Annotated in this window: 15 protein-coding genes; 2 read left to right on the top strand and 13 right to left on the bottom strand. The window is 60.7% G+C overall.

All coding sequences use genetic code 11. The annotated features are described in order from the left end of the window. From tmk to BLR63_RS30915, 10 genes are all read right to left on the bottom strand, one after another. Positions 1-313: dTMP kinase (tmk, locus tag BLR63_RS30960; RefSeq protein ID WP_083365991.1), on the bottom strand; the 313-nt coding region annotated here is incomplete at its 3' end. Between the two features lie 19 nt (positions 314-332). Further along, on the bottom strand, positions 333-1,466 hold the full coding sequence (mltG, locus tag BLR63_RS30955; RefSeq protein ID WP_042947288.1) for an endolytic transglycosylase MltG: 1,134 nt from the start codon (positions 1,464-1,466) through the stop codon (positions 333-335). A 1-nt stretch (position 1,467) separates the two neighbouring features. After that, positions 1,468-2,283 (bottom strand): aminodeoxychorismate lyase, encoded by an 816-nt coding sequence (gene pabC / locus BLR63_RS30950; protein ID WP_010566557.1) that lies wholly within the window; start codon positions 2,281-2,283, stop codon positions 1,468-1,470. After that, on the bottom strand, positions 2,283-3,527 hold the full coding sequence (gene fabF / locus BLR63_RS30945; protein ID WP_010566558.1) for a beta-ketoacyl-ACP synthase II: 1,245 nt from the start codon (positions 3,525-3,527) through the stop codon (positions 2,283-2,285). The genes pabC and fabF overlap by 1 nt, the downstream gene beginning before the upstream one ends. A 128-nt stretch (positions 3,528-3,655) precedes the next feature. Then, positions 3,656-3,892, bottom strand: a complete 237-nt coding sequence (gene acpP, locus BLR63_RS30940; protein WP_010566559.1) for an acyl carrier protein — start codon at positions 3,890-3,892, stop codon at positions 3,656-3,658. A 190-nt stretch (positions 3,893-4,082) separates the two neighbouring features. Further along, the gene (fabG, locus tag BLR63_RS30935; RefSeq protein WP_010566560.1) at positions 4,083-4,826 is read right to left on the bottom strand and encodes a 3-oxoacyl-ACP reductase FabG; all 744 of its coding nucleotides are present in this window, start codon (positions 4,824-4,826) and stop codon (positions 4,083-4,085) included. A 19-nt stretch (positions 4,827-4,845) separates the two neighbouring features. Beyond that, on the bottom strand, positions 4,846-5,784 hold the full coding sequence (fabD, locus tag BLR63_RS30930) for an ACP S-malonyltransferase (RefSeq protein WP_042947291.1): 939 nt from the start codon (positions 5,782-5,784) through the stop codon (positions 4,846-4,848). A 126-nt stretch (positions 5,785-5,910) separates the two neighbouring features. Beyond that, positions 5,911-6,921 carry a phosphate acyltransferase PlsX gene (gene plsX, locus BLR63_RS30925; RefSeq protein ID WP_081480383.1) on the bottom strand — a complete coding sequence of 337 codons (1,011 nt, stop codon included), beginning with the start codon at positions 6,919-6,921 and terminating at the stop codon, positions 5,911-5,913. A gap of 4 nt (positions 6,922-6,925) precedes the next feature. Continuing rightward, positions 6,926-7,108, bottom strand: a complete 183-nt coding sequence (gene rpmF / locus BLR63_RS30920) for a 50S ribosomal protein L32 (RefSeq protein ID WP_003179396.1) — start codon at positions 7,106-7,108, stop codon at positions 6,926-6,928. 13 nt (positions 7,109-7,121) lie between these two features. Then, on the bottom strand, positions 7,122-7,652 hold the full coding sequence (locus tag BLR63_RS30915) for a YceD family protein (protein WP_010566563.1): 531 nt from the start codon (positions 7,650-7,652) through the stop codon (positions 7,122-7,124). Between the two features lie 105 nt (positions 7,653-7,757). Between BLR63_RS30915 and BLR63_RS30910 the strand changes: the two genes are divergently transcribed. Further along, on the top strand, positions 7,758-8,336 hold the full coding sequence (locus BLR63_RS30910) for a Maf family protein (protein ID WP_010566564.1): 579 nt from the start codon (positions 7,758-7,760) through the stop codon (positions 8,334-8,336). A gap of 34 nt (positions 8,337-8,370) precedes the next feature. Here BLR63_RS30910 and BLR63_RS30905 read toward each other — a convergent pair whose 3' ends face one another. From BLR63_RS30905 to rluC, 3 genes are read right to left on the bottom strand one after another with little or no spacing between them, the layout of a single operon-like run. Then, the gene (locus BLR63_RS30905) at positions 8,371-9,354 is read right to left on the bottom strand and encodes a S49 family peptidase (RefSeq protein WP_010566565.1); all 984 of its coding nucleotides are present in this window, start codon (positions 9,352-9,354) and stop codon (positions 8,371-8,373) included. A 21-nt stretch (positions 9,355-9,375) separates the two neighbouring features. Beyond that, on the bottom strand, positions 9,376-10,038 hold the full coding sequence (locus BLR63_RS30900) for an HAD-IA family hydrolase (protein ID WP_010566566.1): 663 nt from the start codon (positions 10,036-10,038) through the stop codon (positions 9,376-9,378). Continuing rightward, on the bottom strand, positions 10,025-10,984 hold the full coding sequence (gene rluC / locus BLR63_RS30895; RefSeq protein ID WP_010566567.1) for a 23S rRNA pseudouridine(955/2504/2580) synthase RluC: 960 nt from the start codon (positions 10,982-10,984) through the stop codon (positions 10,025-10,027). The genes BLR63_RS30900 and rluC overlap by 14 nt, the downstream gene beginning before the upstream one ends. Before the next feature lie 767 nt (positions 10,985-11,751). Between rluC and rne the strand changes: the two genes are divergently transcribed. Beyond that, positions 11,752-14,913 carry a ribonuclease E gene (rne, locus tag BLR63_RS30885; protein ID WP_010566568.1) on the top strand — a complete coding sequence of 1,054 codons (3,162 nt, stop codon included), beginning with the start codon at positions 11,752-11,754 and terminating at the stop codon, positions 14,911-14,913. Positions 14,914-14,963: the final 50 nt, after the last annotated feature.

Genomic DNA, 14,963 nt, shown 5'->3' with positions numbered 1-14,963 from the left:
GATAGGCGTAGGTGGAATCGGTAAAACGGTCGCAAATCACCACCGCCCCCCGAGCCAGGGCTGGACGAATCACTTCGGCCAGGTGCTGGGCACGGGCCGCAAACACCAGCAAAAGCTCGGTATCCGGATTCATCTGCTCTTCACCCGGAGCCAGCAATACCTCGCGGATGCGCTCGGCCAGCGGCGTACCGCCGGGCTCGCGGGTCAACACCACCTCGATACCCTCGGCGCGCAAGCGTTCTGCCAGGTAATCGCGGTTGGTGCTTTTGCCGGCGCCTTCGGGGCCTTCCAGGGTAATAAACAAGCCAGTCACAGGCAGTCCTTAGTCAGAGTCATTGCGGGCTTTGCGGCGCGGCGGTATCCGGCACAGGCTCGGCCGGCTTTTCAGCAGGCACATCGGCCGGTGGCGTTACGTCCTGCGACGGTTTCACCACTGGCGCGGGGCTTGAGCGGTAATCGGCGCGGCGCTTGAGCTGGAACTCACGCACGGCAGCATTATGTGCATCCAGGTCATCGGAGAAAATATGGCTGCCATCGCCACGGGCGACGAAATACAGGCTGCTGCCCGGCACGGGGTTGAGCGCTGCATGGATCGCCTCGCGGCCGACCATGGCAATGGGCGTCGGCGGCAACCCGGCAACCATGTAGGTGTTGTACGGGTTGGCCTCCTTGAGGTGCGCGCGGGTCAACTTGCCGTTGTAGCGCTCTCCCAGACCATAGATCACTGTCGGATCGGTCTGCAGCAGCATGCCGATCTTCATCCGGCGCACGAACACCCCGGCGATCTGTCCACGCTCCTCTGGCACACCGGTCTCTTTCTCCACCAGGGAAGCCATGATCAGCGCTTGATAGGGATCGGTATACGGCGCATCGGCAGCGCGCTTGCTCCACTCTTGGGCGAGCACGTCGTCCAGACGGTTGTAGGCTTTTTTCAGGAACTCGACATCGGTCATGCCACGCACGAAACGGTAGGTATCCGGGAAAAACCGCCCCTCGGGGAATACGCCGGGGTGGCCAAGCTTGTCCATGACTTCGCTGTCACTCAGGCCCGCGAGGTTCTGTACGATTTTTTCGTGCTTGGCCAAGGCCTGGCGTACCTGGCGAAAATTCCATCCCTCCACCAACGTGAGGCTGTATTGCACCACTTCGCCGCGTTGCCACAGGCCGATCAGGCCTTGGGCGGTCATGCCGGGGGTCATGCGGTATTCGCCGCTGTGCAACGGCTGACCGTCGAGATTGAAGCGCCAGTAAAGGCGCAGCCAAAAGGCACCGTCAAGCACACCGTCGGCTTCCAAGCGATTGAACGTGCCGGTAGGGGTTGCCCCCGCCGGTACATCGAGCAACTGCTCCTCGGCCACATTCAAGGGCTGCTTCAACGCAGCGTCTAACTTCCAGGCACAAACGCCCAACAGCAAAGCCGCCGAGAACACACCGACCAGCAGCAGTACAACCAGTTTTCGTATCAACTCAAACATCCAATAGCGCGCGAACAATGCCCTGCAGTTTACGGGTGAGCGGCCCAACCGACCAGCTCATCGCAGCGCATCCACGCACCGGCCAAATGCCATACACGCTGTTGCACATAAAGACTTCGTCAGCCTCCCGCAACTGCTCGAGGCTGATGTCGGCCACAGCCACCGGGATGCCCATGACTTGCGCCTGGGCCAGAACCTCGGCACGCATGACCCCCGCCACGCCGCAACGACGCAGATCGGCAGTTAGTAACAAGCCATTACGTACTAGGAACAGGTTGCTGAATACACCTTCGATGACACGACCGGACATATCCAGCATCAAACCTTCGGCATGCTCGGCATCTTGCCATTCGGCGCGGGCGATGACCTGCTCCAGGCGGTTGAGGTGCTTGAGACCGGCCAGCAATGGTTGCTCGGCCAAGCGGGTAGCACACGGAAACAGACGGATGCCGTCGGTTCCATGGGCCTGGGGATAAGCAGCAGGCGCACTGCCCTGCAAGATACGGCGCACCGGTGCGCCAGGGTTGATCCCGTAGCCGCGCAGACTGTCGCCACGGGTAAGGATCAACTTGAGGACACCGTCACCGAGAGCGGCGGCATAGGCCAGCACTTCGCGGCGAACCAGCGAGTGATCCGCAACCAAGGCGAGGCGCCTGCACCCCTCCTCCAAACGCTGCAGATGACGCTCAAGCAACACCGGTTGCCCAGCCTTGACGGCGATGGTCTCGAACAACCCATCGCCATACGCCAGGCCGCGATCTTTCAGGGGCACACTGTCCGCTGGTTGACCGTCGACCCAGCTGTGCATCACTCGGCGAACCGGCGGAACACCAGGGAACCGTTGGTACCACCAAACCCGAACGAGTTGGAAATCACCACATCGATCGGCATTGGTTGCGCTTCGTGGGGCACGAAGTTCAGGTCGCAGCCCTCGTCCGGTTCATCCAGGTTGATGGTCGGTGGAGCGACCTGATCCTGGATGGCCAGTACGCTGAAGATCGCCTCTACCGCGCCCGCCGCACCCAACAAGTGGCCGGTCATGGACTTGGTGGAGCTGACCGCCAGCTTGTAGGCGTGGTCGCCAAACACCGACCTGATGGCTTCGGCTTCCGCCAGATCGCCGGTCAGGGTCGAGGTGCCGTGGGCGTTGATATATTGCACCTGGTCCGGATTGACCTTGGCATCGCGCAGCGCATTGGTGATGCACCGCGCAGCGCCGGCGCCGTCGGACGGTGGCGAGGTCATGTGATAGGCGTCGCCGCTCATGCCAAAACCGATCAGTTCGGCATAGATCGTGGCACCGCGCGCCTTGGCGTGCTCCAACTCTTCGAGCACCAGGGCCCCGGCGCCGTCGGACAACACGAAACCGTCACGGCCCTTGTCCCAGGGACGGCTGGCGCGGGTCGGCTCGTCGTTGCGCGTCGACAGTGCACGGGACGCGCCGAAGCCGCCCATGCCCAGGCCGCAGGCCGCCATCTCGGCGCCGCCGGCGATCATCACGTCAGCTTCGTCGTAGGCGATGTTGCGTGCTGCCATGCCGATGCAGTGGGTGCCCGTGGTGCACGCCGTGGCAATGGCGTAGTTAGGTCCCTGTGCCCCCAGATGAATGGACAGGAAACCGGAAATCATATTGATGATCGAGCCTGGTACGAAGAACGGTGAAATTCGACGAGGGCCAGAATCGTGCAGCGTGCGGCTGGTTTCTTCGATATTGGTCAACCCGCCAATACCCGACCCCATGGCCACGCCGATGCGTTCACGGTTGGCATCGGTGACTTCCAGGCCGGCGTTACGCACCGCCTGAAAACCGGCAGCCAGGCCGTACTGAATGAACAGATCAAGTTTGCGGGACTCTTTGACCGAGAGGTATTCCTCGACGTTGAAGCCCTTTACCGAGCCGCCAAAACGGGTGGAATAGGCAGAAAGGTCCGTGTGTTCGATCAGACCAATACCACTGCGGCCAGCCAGAATGCCCTGCCAACTGCTCGGCACATCCGTACCCAGTGGCGACAACATACCCATACCGGTGACTACGACGCGTCTACGCGACACAGCACTCTCCTTTTCTTGATGACGACACTTTGCATCTGAACTGACTTTTCATCAGAGCTTAAAGAAAAAACCGCACGCCGTTACAGCAGTGCGGTTTTTCCCTAACAGCAAGCGACGACTACAAACTATTACGCCTGGTGGGCGGTAACGTAGTCGATAGCAGCTTGAACAGTAGTGATTTTTTCAGCTTCTTCGTCCGGGATTTCGGTCTCGAATTCCTCTTCCAGAGCCATCACCAGCTCAACGGTGTCAAGGGAATCGGCACCCAGGTCTTCTACGAAGGAAGCAGTGTTGGTCACTTCTTCTTCTTTAACGCCCAGTTGCTCGGCAACGATTTTCTTGACGCGCTCTTCGATGGTGCTCATACCTTGTTTAACTCCTAATGGACAAATTCAGGCAGCTGGCCAGTGGGTAAGTGTATAGAAAGCCATTTCAGCTTTTCAACTGAAAGCTTCACCTGTACCCGGTCCGCCACCTGCCTATAAATTAAGTTGCAGCTTTATAACGGATTTTAGACAGCTCGTATGACATTTTTTTGAAGCGACCCGTCACAATTTAACTCATGTACATCCCGCCGTTAACCGGGATTGTAGCCCCAGTCACGTATGCCGCACCGTCGGATGCCAGGAAAGTGACCACATTCGCGATCTCTTGAGCCTGGCCCAGACGGCCCAGCGGAATCTGCGTCAGCAAGGCTTCACGCTGTGCTTCCGGCAATTCGCGGGTCATATCGGTATCGATGAACCCTGGGGCTACCGAGTTGACCGTAATCGACCGCGAGCCGACTTCACGCGCCAGTGCACGACTGAAACCTTCCAGACCGGCCTTGGCGGCTGCGTAGTTTACTTGGCCTGCGTTGCCCATGGCACCCACTACGGAGCCAATATTGATAATTCGGCCCCAACGCGCCTTGGTCATGCCGCGCAAAACCCCTTTGGACAGGCGAAACAGACTGTTCAAGTTGGTGTCGACCACGTCGTACCACTCGTCGTCTTTCATGCGCATCATCAGGTTGTCACGGGTAATGCCAGCATTGTTGACCAGGATCGCCGGTGCGCCGAACTGCGCGGTGATCTGGGCCAGCACGGCCGCCACGGACTCATCGCTGGTGACATTCAGCTCAAGGCCGGTGCCTTGAACGCCGTTTTCCTTCAAGGTCGCGGCGATACGCTCGGCACCCGAGGCGGAAGTGGCGGTGCCGATCACAACGGCACCCTGACGGCCCAGCTCCAGGGCGATCGCCTGGCCAATGCCGCGGCTCGCGCCGGTAACCAGTGCTACTTTACCTTGCAGACTCATGCAGGCTTCTCCTAAGTTCTCAAGCCTGCACCGCAAGCGCGGCAGCAAAGGCATCAGGGGTATTGAGGTTGTCAGTCGACACGCCATCGGCGCAGCGCTTGTTCAGGCCGGCCAGGACTTTGCCTGGGCCGCACTCGACCAGCTCGGTGGCGCCATTGGCAGCCAGGGTCTGGACCGACTCAACCCAGCGCACCGGTTTGTAGAGCTGCTCCAGCAGGTCGCGCTTGAGGGTCTCGAGGTCGGCGGCCACAGCCGCGCTGACGTTCTGCACCAGGGGGATCTGCGGCGCCTGCCAGTTGATGGCAGCGATGGACTCGGCAAAACGCTCAGCTGCCGGACGCATCAGCTCACAGTGGGACGGCACGCTCACCGGCAACGGCAAGGCACGCTTGGCACCAAGAGCCTTGCAGCCTTCGATGGCGCGCTCGACAGCGGCCTTGGCACCGGCGATCACCACCTGGCCTGGAGAGTTGAAGTTCACCGCGCTGACCACTTCGCCCTGGGCCGCTTCGGCGCAAGCCTTGATCACGACGGCATCGTCCAGGCCCAGAATCGCGGCCATGCCACCCTGCCCGGCCGGAACGGCTTCTTGCATCAGTTGGCCACGACGCTCGACCAGTTTGACCGCTTCACCGAGGGTCAGGCTGCCCGCCGCAACCAGGGCGCTGTATTCACCCAGGCTGTGACCGGCCACGAACGCCGGGCGCGCGCCACCTTCCGCCAGCCACAAACGCCACAGGGCGATCGAAGCGGTCAGGATGGCCGGCTGGGTTTTATCGGTTTGATTGAGTTGCTCTTCCGGCCCCTGCTGGGTCAGTGCCCACAGGTCGTAACCCAGGGCCTCGGAAGCTTCCTTGAAAGTTTCCAGGATCAGCGGATGTTGCGCGCCCAGCTCGGCCAACATGCCGAGGGACTGCGAACCCTGCCCTGGAAAGACGAATGCGAGGGATGTAGACATGTAACAAGCCCCTAATGATCTGGTCGTCGGAAATAGTCGCCCCTACGATGGGAGCACACGAAACTGACAGATTGGATGGTCAATTGAACTGGCCGGTCACATTTAAGCATTCCTGGGCCGATTCGCCTAAGGCAACAGATCCTCAAGACGGCCGTGCAAGCGTTGCGGCAGGTTCTCCTGGATCTCGATCACTGCCCGTGCAATCGCACTTTGAAATCCCTCGACACCCGCCGAACCATGGCTCTTGACCACAATGCCCTGCAGACCGAGAAAACTCGCACCGTTATGCCGCGCTGGCGCCAGGTCGGCCTGCAAGCGCCGCATCAGTGGCAGCGCCAGAGCCCCCACAAGGCGCGAGGCCAGGCTCCGCTTGAACAAGGCCTCGATACGCATGGCAATCATGGTCGCCAGGCCTTCACTGGACTTGAGCAGGATGTTGCCGACAAACCCATCGCACACCACCACATCGGCTTCGCCACGGTACAGGCCGTCACCTTCGACAAAGCCGATGTAGTTCAAGCCACGCGCACCCTGCAACAGGGTCGCGGCGAGCTTGACCTGCTGGTTGCCCTTGATGTCTTCAGTGCCGATATTCAACAAGGCCACCCGCGGCCGGGCCACACCCAGCGCTTCGGCGGCCACCGAGCCCATCACGGCGAACTGGAACAGGTTCTCGGCACTGCAATCGACATTCGCGCCCAGGTCCAACAACTGGCAATAGCCTTTCTGCGTCGGAATCGCCGCCACCATCGCCGGCCGATCAATCCCCGGCAGGGTCTTGAGCACATGCCGCGACAACGCCATCAACGCCCCGGTATTGCCAGCACTGACACAGGCTTGCACCTTGCCATCGCGCAACAACTCAAGGGCCACCCGCATTGACGAGTCGGGCTTGCCACGCAGGGCAGCCGCCGGCTTTTCATCCATGCCGATGGTTTCGCTGGCCGGCGTAATCGTCAGGCGCGCGCGATCCACCGCCGAATGGCTGGCAATGAGTTCGTCAAGAAGAGAGGGTTGACCGACAAGGGTCAGATGCAGCGAGGGGGTGGCAATCAGGCTGGCAATACAGGCCTGAACAATGCTGCGGGGACCGAAGTCCCCGCCCATTGCGTCAATCGCGATGACTTGAGCAGACAAGTGATTACTCGTCAGCGCCCTTGTCGATCACTTTACGGCCACGGTATACGCCTTCTGGCGATACGTGGTGACGCAGGTGAACTTCACCAGTGGTCTTTTCCACGGACAGGGTGCTAGCCTCGAGAGCGTCGTGCGAACGGCGCATGTCACGGGCGGAGCGGGATTTTTTGTTCTGCTGAACAGCCATAATTGATTAACTCCTAAACGTTTGGGTCACGCTTTAACTGCGCCAATACACTGAACGGGTTGGACCGCGTTACCTCGTCCTCGCTCGGTTCGGGCTCGTCATCGAGGCCCGCCGGCTGCTGGCATTCTTCCGGATGATGAGCAGGCACAATGGGCAAGGCGAGCAGAAGCTCCTCCTCGATCAGTGCATGCAGATCCAAAGGATCTTCGCCCAGTTCCAGCACGTCATAACCTTTCGGCAACGACTGGGTATTCGCACCCTCCTTCACCACAGCATAACTGCACTCGCTGTGGATCGGCAGGGTGACCAGCTCAAGACAACGCTGGCAAACCATTTTGACTTCGGTGTCGATAAAGCTGTGAATAACCACAGATTTACGTTCATCTCGTTCAAAAACGAATTTGGCCTGCACCGTACCGACAGTGTCGGAAAGCGGGTCGCAGAGTCTCTCCAAATCGGCCAGCAGCAACTCACCTTGAAGGGAAGTGCCACGATCAGCCAATTTGCGCGGGTCAACGTGAGGTGGAATCGGGTCATTCAACATAGGCGCAGCATTATAGGGATGCCCCCAGCCATGTCAAAGGAAATTCAGCCCTGTGCGTCGGCCGGTCGCCCCGCTAGAATTCGCGACTGCCTTGAGGAGACGCCCATGCTGCCTTTATTACTCGCATCCAGCTCGGTTTATCGCCGGGAACTGCTCAGCCGCCTGCACCTGCCATTCGTCTGCAGCTCGCCGGATATCGACGAAAGCCATCGCCCGGACGAGTCAGCCATCGAGCTGGTCAAGCGCCTGGCCGAACAGAAAGCCCGCGCCCTCGCTGCCAGCCATCCAGGCCATTTGATTATCGGCTCGGATCAGGTCGCAGCGCTGGAAGGCCGCATCATTGGCAAGCCTCACACCTTCGAGAACGCGCGCGAACAACTGCTGGCCGCCAGCGGCAAGCGTGTGAGCTTCCTCACCGGGCTGGCACTATTGAACAGCGACACAGGGCACTGCCAGGTCGACTGCATCCCCTTCACCGTACACATGCGCGAACTGGATGCTGAACGCATCGAGCGCTACCTGCGTATCGAGCAGCCGTATGACTGCGCAGGCAGCTTCAAGGCCGAAGGGCTGGGGGTGAGCCTGTTCCAGAGCACTGAAGGACCGGATGCGACCAGCCTCGTCGGCCTACCCCTTATTCGACTGGTGGATATGCTGCTGGCGCAAGGCGTACAAATCCCTTAGAAACGCCCCACTTATCTACACCGAGCTTGAGATCTCAGCGCAGGGTCGGGCCCTGAAAGCCCATGTACAGGGCCAACTTCTCCGCCACGCTGGCGCCGAGTTTCTTGGAAAAGCGGTCGAACGGCGATTCCTCAACGGTGAAATCCACCAGTTCCTTCTCACCAATCACGTCCCGCGCCACTGAACTGGCGCTACCCAGGCCATCGATCAATCCCAGCGGCAAAGCCTGCTCGCCCGACCACACCAGCCCGGAGAACAGCTCCGGGTGGTCCTTATCCTTCAGACGATCCCCGCGCCCCTGCTTCACGCTGGCAATGAACTGGCGATGAGTGGTGTCCAACACGCCCTGCCAGAACTCGGTTTCATCGGCCTTTTGCGGCTGGAACGGATCGAGGAACGACTTGTGCTCACCCGAGGTGTAGGTACGCCGCTCCACACCCAGCTTTTCCATGGTACCGACAAATCCGTAACCGGCCGCCGTTACACCAATGGAACCGACAAGGCTGGCCTTGTCGGCATAGATCTGATCCGCAGCACTGGCAATGTAATAGGCGCCCGAGGCTCCAAGGTCGGAAATCACCGCATACAGCTTGATATCCGGGTGCAGGCCGCGCAAACAGCGAATCTCGTCGTACACGTAGCCCGACTGCACCGGACTGCCGCCCGGGCTGTTGATACGCAGGATCACACCCTTGACCTTGGGGTCTTCGAACGCGGCGCGCAGACTGGTGACGATATTGTCGGCGCTGGCGGACTCCTTGTCGGCGATCACACCACGCACTTCGATCAGGGCGGTGTAGCTGGCGCCACGGGTCGCGCTTTTCTCAATATCCATCAGCGGACTGAACAGCATCAGCATGGCTATCAGGTAGGTAAAGGTCAGCAACTTGAAGAAAATCCCCCAGCGCCGTGCACGACGTTGCTCCTGGACGCCGGCCAGGAGGGTTTTCTCCAGCAGCTTCCAGCTCTTGTCATCACCGCTCTCGGCCTTCTCAGGCGCTTTCCATTCGTCACTCATGCCATCAACCCCAGCAAAGACTTATTGAGCCCGGCCAAGCCAGGCCTGCAACTCGGAAAAATGATCGATCGTCAGCCTGGGCTCGTATTGCTGCAAAGCTTCGCCAGACTGGGCGCCGTAGCTCACCGCCACGCTGTCCATGCCAGCGTTGCGCGCCATCATCAGATCGAAAGACGCATCGCCCACCATCAACGCCTGGCGCGGCGACACACCACAATGTGCCAGGATCTGCTCCAACATCAGAGGATGGGGCTTGCTGGCGGCTTCATCGGCGGCGCGGGTGATGTCGAAATAATCTTCCCAACCGTGCGCCTTGAGCACCCGATCCAGGCCGCGACGCGCCTTGCCGGTCGCGACAGCAAGGTGATAACCCTCGGCGCGAAATGCCTCCAGGGATTGCACCACACCATCAAACAGCGGCGAGGGCTCGGCCTCCAGCGCAATGTAGTGATCGGCGTAATGGTCGCGGAACGCCACCAGCTCATCGTCGCCGATCTGCGGGTACAGGGTGCGGATCGCTTCAGGCAAACCCAGGCCGATGATGCCCTTGACCGCCAGGTCGCTGCACAGCTCGAAACCCGAGCGTGTCGACGCCACATGCATCGATTCAACGATCCGACCAATGGAGTTGGCCAGGGTACCGTCCCAATCGAAAATCAGTAGCTTGTAATCAAGGCGCGACACTCAAGCGCTCCACGGTCTTGGCCCACATCTCATCGACCGGCGCCTGTAGCTTCAATTCGCCGCCATCGGGCAACGGCACAGTGAGCATATAGGCATGCAGGAACAGGCGTTTACCGCCCAGATCACGGATTTCCTTGGAGAAATCCTCGTCGCCGTACTTGGTATCACCGGCGATGCAATGGCCCGCGTGCAAGGTATGTACGCGAATCTGGTGAGTACGACCGGTGACCGGCTTGGCCTCCACCAGGGTAGCGAAGTCGCCAAAGCGACGCAGCACCTTGAACAGGGTCAGGGCCTCTTTGCCCTCCTCATCCACTTCGACCATGCGCTCGCCGGAACGCAGATTGCTCTTCTGCAACGGCGCACGGACGCTCTTGATCGAGCTGGCCCAGTGGCCGCGCACCAGCGCCATATAGCGCTTGTCCACACCATCGCCCCGCAAGGCCGTGTGCAGATGGCGCAACATGCTGCGCTTCTTGGCGATCATCAGCAGGCCGGAGGTGTCGCGGTCCAGACGATGAACCAGTTCCAGCTCCTTGGCATCCGGGCGCAACTGGCGAAAGGCTTCGATCACGCCAAAACTCAGGCCACTGCCGCCATGAACGGCGATACCGCAGGGCTTGTTGATCACGATCAGCTTGTTGTCTTCGAAGACAATCGACGCCTCAAGACGCTGCAACAGGCCCTGGGCCAACGGCACAGGCTCATCACGCTCAGGCACGCGTACCGGCGGCACACGAACGATATCGCCCGCCTGCAACTTGTACTCGGGCTTGATCCGCCCCTTGTTCACGCGCACTTCGCCTTTACGCAAAATGCGGTAAATCAAGGTCTTGGGCACGCCTTTGAGCCTGGCCAGGAGGAAATTGTCAATGCGTTGGCCGGCATATTCCGGCGAGACCTCGAGCAGCTGTACGCTGGGGGTCTGGGGGGCGGTAGTCGTCATGGCGGCGATGATAACAATTTTTTATGGAATTGAAGCACTTAATCATTGCTGCTATAGTCGCGAACGCCGCCAAAAGCGGCCTGGACAGAGGACTTGCGGCAAACTGCCGGCCCTGACCATCGCAATTCATCAGGACGCGAGGCCGTCCTACGGGGCTTTCGCCACCTAGGAAGGCTTGAGATTGTAACAAGCGCAGGTGACATGAGGCCTGAAGCGAGCGCAGGAAGCAGAGTGAATACTCGCCTTCCGTGCCGATATTTACGGCCAGTTCACAAAGTGCAGTCAGTCTTGAGCCAGTCCATGGCGAATGCTTCGGAAACAACGCCTGTTAAGAGCCGAGTGAGAGCGCAATCGCCCGCACTCGGTCTTGTTTAGCCATGAGCGTGGACTCCCCATTGGAGAACACGGTAAATGCCAACCCGCTGCGGATTCTGCGCGCGGCAGCACCCGAATTATCAGGGATACGTGTAGGGTGGAGATGCACAACCGTCGGACCGTGTAGCACTAGGCTTATATTTAGACGCTTCATCTCGTCCACAGTCGCCGGTTGATTCCTCCTCCTGACCTTAGCTTTTGTTGAAGTGGTGCCTTTGTCACCGCCGCTAACAAGCAGGACGCGTCCGTCGCGATACCGGCCCAATTGGCCGATTTAGCTGGACACTGGAGTGGCCAACCACTCTTGACGCACCTGACACCGACCGTGAGAAGTCGTGTGTGCCGAACGCCGTTTCCGGCAGCCCGGAAACCGACGGTACAACATGAAAAGAATGCTGATTAACGCAACTCAACCCGAAGAGTTGCGTGTTGCACTGGTAGATGGCCAACGCCTCTACGACCTGGACATCGAATCCGGTGCACGCGAGCAAAAGAAGGCCAACATCTATAAAGGCCGTATTACTCGCATCGAACCAAGCCTTGAGGCTGCCTTTGTCGATTTCGGCTCCGAGCGCCACGGCTTCCTGCCACTCAAAGAAATCTCCCGCGAATACTTCAAGAAAGCCCCCGAAGGCCGCGTGAACATCAAGGACGTCCTGAGCGAAGGCCAGGAAGTCATCGTTCAGGTCGAAAAAGAAGAACGTGGCAACAAGGGCGCGGCCCTCACCACCTTCATCAGCCTGGCCGGCCGTTACCTGGTCCTGATGCCCAACAACCCACGTGCCGGCGGCATTTCCCGTCGCATCGAAGGCGAAGAGCGCAACGAACTGCGTGAAGCGCTGAACGGTTTGGTCGCTCCGGCCGACATGGGCCTGATCGTTCGCACTGCCGGCCTTGGCCGCAGCAGCGAAGAAATGCAGTGGGACCTCGACTACCTGCTGCAACTGTGGACCGCCATCAAAGAAGCGTCCCTGGATCGTTCCGCGCCGTTCCTGATCTATCAGGAAAGCAACGTGATCATCCGCGCCATCCGCGATTACCTGCGCCAGGACATCGGTGAAGTGCTGATCGACAGCGTTGAAGCCCAGGACGAAGCCCTGACCTTCATCCGCCAGGTGATGCCGCAGTACGCCAGCAAGATCAAGCTGTACGAAGACAGCGTTCCGCTGTTCAACCGTTTCCAGATCGAAAGCCAGATCGAGACCGCCTTCCAGCGCGTGGTCGAACTGCCTTCCGGCGGCTCCATCGTGATCGACCCGACCGAAGCCCTGGTGTCCATCGACATCAACTCGGCGCGCGCCACGAAAGGTAGCGACATCGAAGAAACCGCCCTGCAGACCAACCTGGAAGCGGCTGAGGAAATCGCCCGCCAGCTGCGCCTGCGTGATATCGGCGGCCTGATCGTGATCGACTTCATCGACATGACCCCAGCCAAGAACCAGCGCGCCGTGGAAGAAAAAGTCCGCGAATGCCTCGAAGCCGACCGTGCCCGTGTGCAGGTTGGCCGCATCTCGCGCTTCGGCCTGCTGGAAATGTCCCGTCAGCGCCTGCGTCCTTCCCTGGGCGAGAGCAGCGGCATCGTCTGCCCGCGTTGCAACGGCACCGGCATTATCCGTGACGTTGAATCGTTGTCCCTGGCGATCCTGCGCCTGATCGAAGAAGAAGCCCTGAAAGACCGCACCGCCGAAGTCCGCGCGCAAGTGCCGATTCCGGTCGCCGCCTTCCTGCTCAACGAAAAACGCAACTCGATCACCAAGATCGAACTGCGCACCCGTGCCCGTATCGTCATCCTGCCGAACGATCACCTGGAAACACCGCACTTCGAAGTACAACGCCTGCGCGATGACAGCCCGGAAGCCCACAGCGGCCAGTCCAGCTACGAAATCGCCGCGGCCGCGGCCGAAGTGGAAGAAGTCCAGCCAGCCGCCGCGACCCGTACCCTGGTTCGCCAGGAAGCGGCCGTGAAGACCGCACCGGCCCGCGCCAACGCACCGATGCCGGTTGAAGTCGCAGCGCCAGTAGCCCCACCGGCCGCAATGCCGGAGCCAAGCCTGTTCAAGGGCCTGGTGAAGTCGCTGGTCAGCCTGTTCGCCAGCAAGGAAGAGCCTGCGGCACCGGTTGTGGTCGAAAAACCGGTCACCGAGCGTCCGGCGCGTAACGAAGAGCGTCGCAACGGTCGTCAGCAGAGCCGTAACCGCAACGGTCGCCGTGACGAAGAGCGCAAACCACGCGAAGAACGTGCACCGCGTGAAGAGCGCGCACCCCGTGAAGAGCGTGCGCCTCGCGAAGCCCGTGAAGAGACCCCGACGACCGTAGCCCGCGAAGAACGCGCACCGCGCGAAGAGCGGGCACCACGCCCACCACGTGCTCCGCGCGAAGATCGCAAGCCCCGTGGCGAGCGTGAAGAACGTGTGCGTGAACTGCGCGAACCACTGGATGCCGCGCCAGCCGCTGCCACCGGTGCCGTCGCTGCCGTTGCCACCACTGAAGAACGCCCGGCTCGCCCGCCGCGCGAAGAACGCCAGCCACGCGCACCGCGTGAAGAGCGTCAACCGCGTACCGAGCAGGCCGCTGCCGCCAGCGAAGAAGAAGTGCTGACTGGCGAAGAGCAACTGCAGGAAGACGGCCAGGACAACGCCGAAGGCGATCGTCCACGCCGCCGCTCCCGTGGCCAGCGTCGTCGCAGCAACCGTCGCGAGCGTCAACGCGATGCCAATGGCAATGTGATCGAAGGCTCGGAAGAGTCCGGCGAGAACGCAGAAGCCGCTACCAGCGAGCCAACCGGCACCGAACTGGCTGCCGGCCTGGCCGTTACCGCAGCCGTTGCCAGCTCGGTCATCAGCGCGCCAGCTGAAGCCCAGGCCCACGAGCAGGCTGAACGCGCCACTGCCGCTGTCGAAGAAACCGCTGCCGTACAAGCACCGGCTGTTGAAACCCCAGCAGTTGAAGCGCCGGTGGTGGAAGCCACGACCCCAATCGAAGCCCCAGTGGTTCCTGAAGTGGAAGTGGCACCGGTTCGCGAGGCCGAACCTGAAGTCGAAGTGGCTGCCGTTGAGCCCGCGCCAGTGGTTGAAGCCGTGGTGCATGCACCGGTCGTAGAAGAGGCCGCCCCGGCAGTGCGTGAAGTTCGCGAAGAACAGACCGCCTTCCAGTGGACTGCCGAACCGGCCGCTCCGGTTGAAGCACCAGCGCCTGCCCCTGTGGTAGAAGAAGCGCCAGCACCGGTGGCCGAAGTGGTTGAAGCCGCTCCGGTCGTGGTAGCAGAACCTGCACCCGTGGTTGAAGCGCCAGTGGTTGCCGAAGTCGCCGCTCCGGTGGTTGAAGCAGCGCCCGCCAGCGCCCTGACCGAAAATGGTCGTGCACCGAACGATCCACGTGAAGTGCGTCGTCGCCGCAAGGAAGCCGAGGCCGCCGCCGCTGCTGCGGCACAAGCACCAGCCCCGGTTGAGCATACTGCCTCCATCGTTGACGCGACCCCAGGTTCCGTTGAAGACGTGGCAGAGCACACCCCAAAGGCCCTGGAAGCAGAGCACGAGCCTAAACCCCTCGCCTGATTCCATCAGCCACTAAAAAGCCCCGCCTGAGCGATCAGGCGGGGCTTTTT

Source organism: Pseudomonas extremaustralis (genome assembly GCF_900102035.1).
In the GTDB taxonomy this organism is placed as follows: domain Bacteria; phylum Pseudomonadota; class Gammaproteobacteria; order Pseudomonadales; family Pseudomonadaceae; genus Aquipseudomonas; species Aquipseudomonas extremaustralis.
This window is presented reverse-complemented; position numbering and strand designations above follow the sequence as displayed.

Bases quoted from the DNA above. Each gene is read 5' to 3' on its own strand.
- pabC (WP_010566557.1), bottom strand. From the start codon at position 2,283: ATGCACAGCTGGGTCGACGGTCAACCAGCGGACAGTGTGCCCCTGAAA.
- acpP (WP_010566559.1), bottom strand. From the start codon at position 3,892: ATGAGCACCATCGAAGAGCGCGTCAAGAAAATCGTTGCCGAGCAACTG.
- fabG (WP_010566560.1), bottom strand. From the start codon at position 4,826: ATGAGTCTGCAAGGTAAAGTAGCACTGGTTACCGGCGCGAGCCGCGGC.
- fabD (WP_042947291.1), bottom strand. From the start codon at position 5,784: ATGTCTACATCCCTCGCATTCGTCTTTCCAGGGCAGGGTTCGCAGTCC.
- rpmF (WP_003179396.1), bottom strand. From the start codon at position 7,108: ATGGCTGTTCAGCAGAACAAAAAATCCCGCTCCGCCCGTGACATGCGC.
- BLR63_RS30915 (WP_010566563.1), bottom strand. From the start codon at position 7,652: ATGTTGAATGACCCGATTCCACCTCACGTTGACCCGCGCAAATTGGCT.
- BLR63_RS30910 (WP_010566564.1), top strand. From the start codon at position 7,758: ATGCTGCCTTTATTACTCGCATCCAGCTCGGTTTATCGCCGGGAACTG.
- BLR63_RS30905 (WP_010566565.1), bottom strand. From the start codon at position 9,354: ATGAGTGACGAATGGAAAGCGCCTGAGAAGGCCGAGAGCGGTGATGAC.
- rluC (WP_010566567.1), bottom strand. From the start codon at position 10,984: ATGACGACTACCGCCCCCCAGACCCCCAGCGTACAGCTGCTCGAGGTC.
- rne (WP_010566568.1), top strand. From the start codon at position 11,752: ATGCTGATTAACGCAACTCAACCCGAAGAGTTGCGTGTTGCACTGGTA.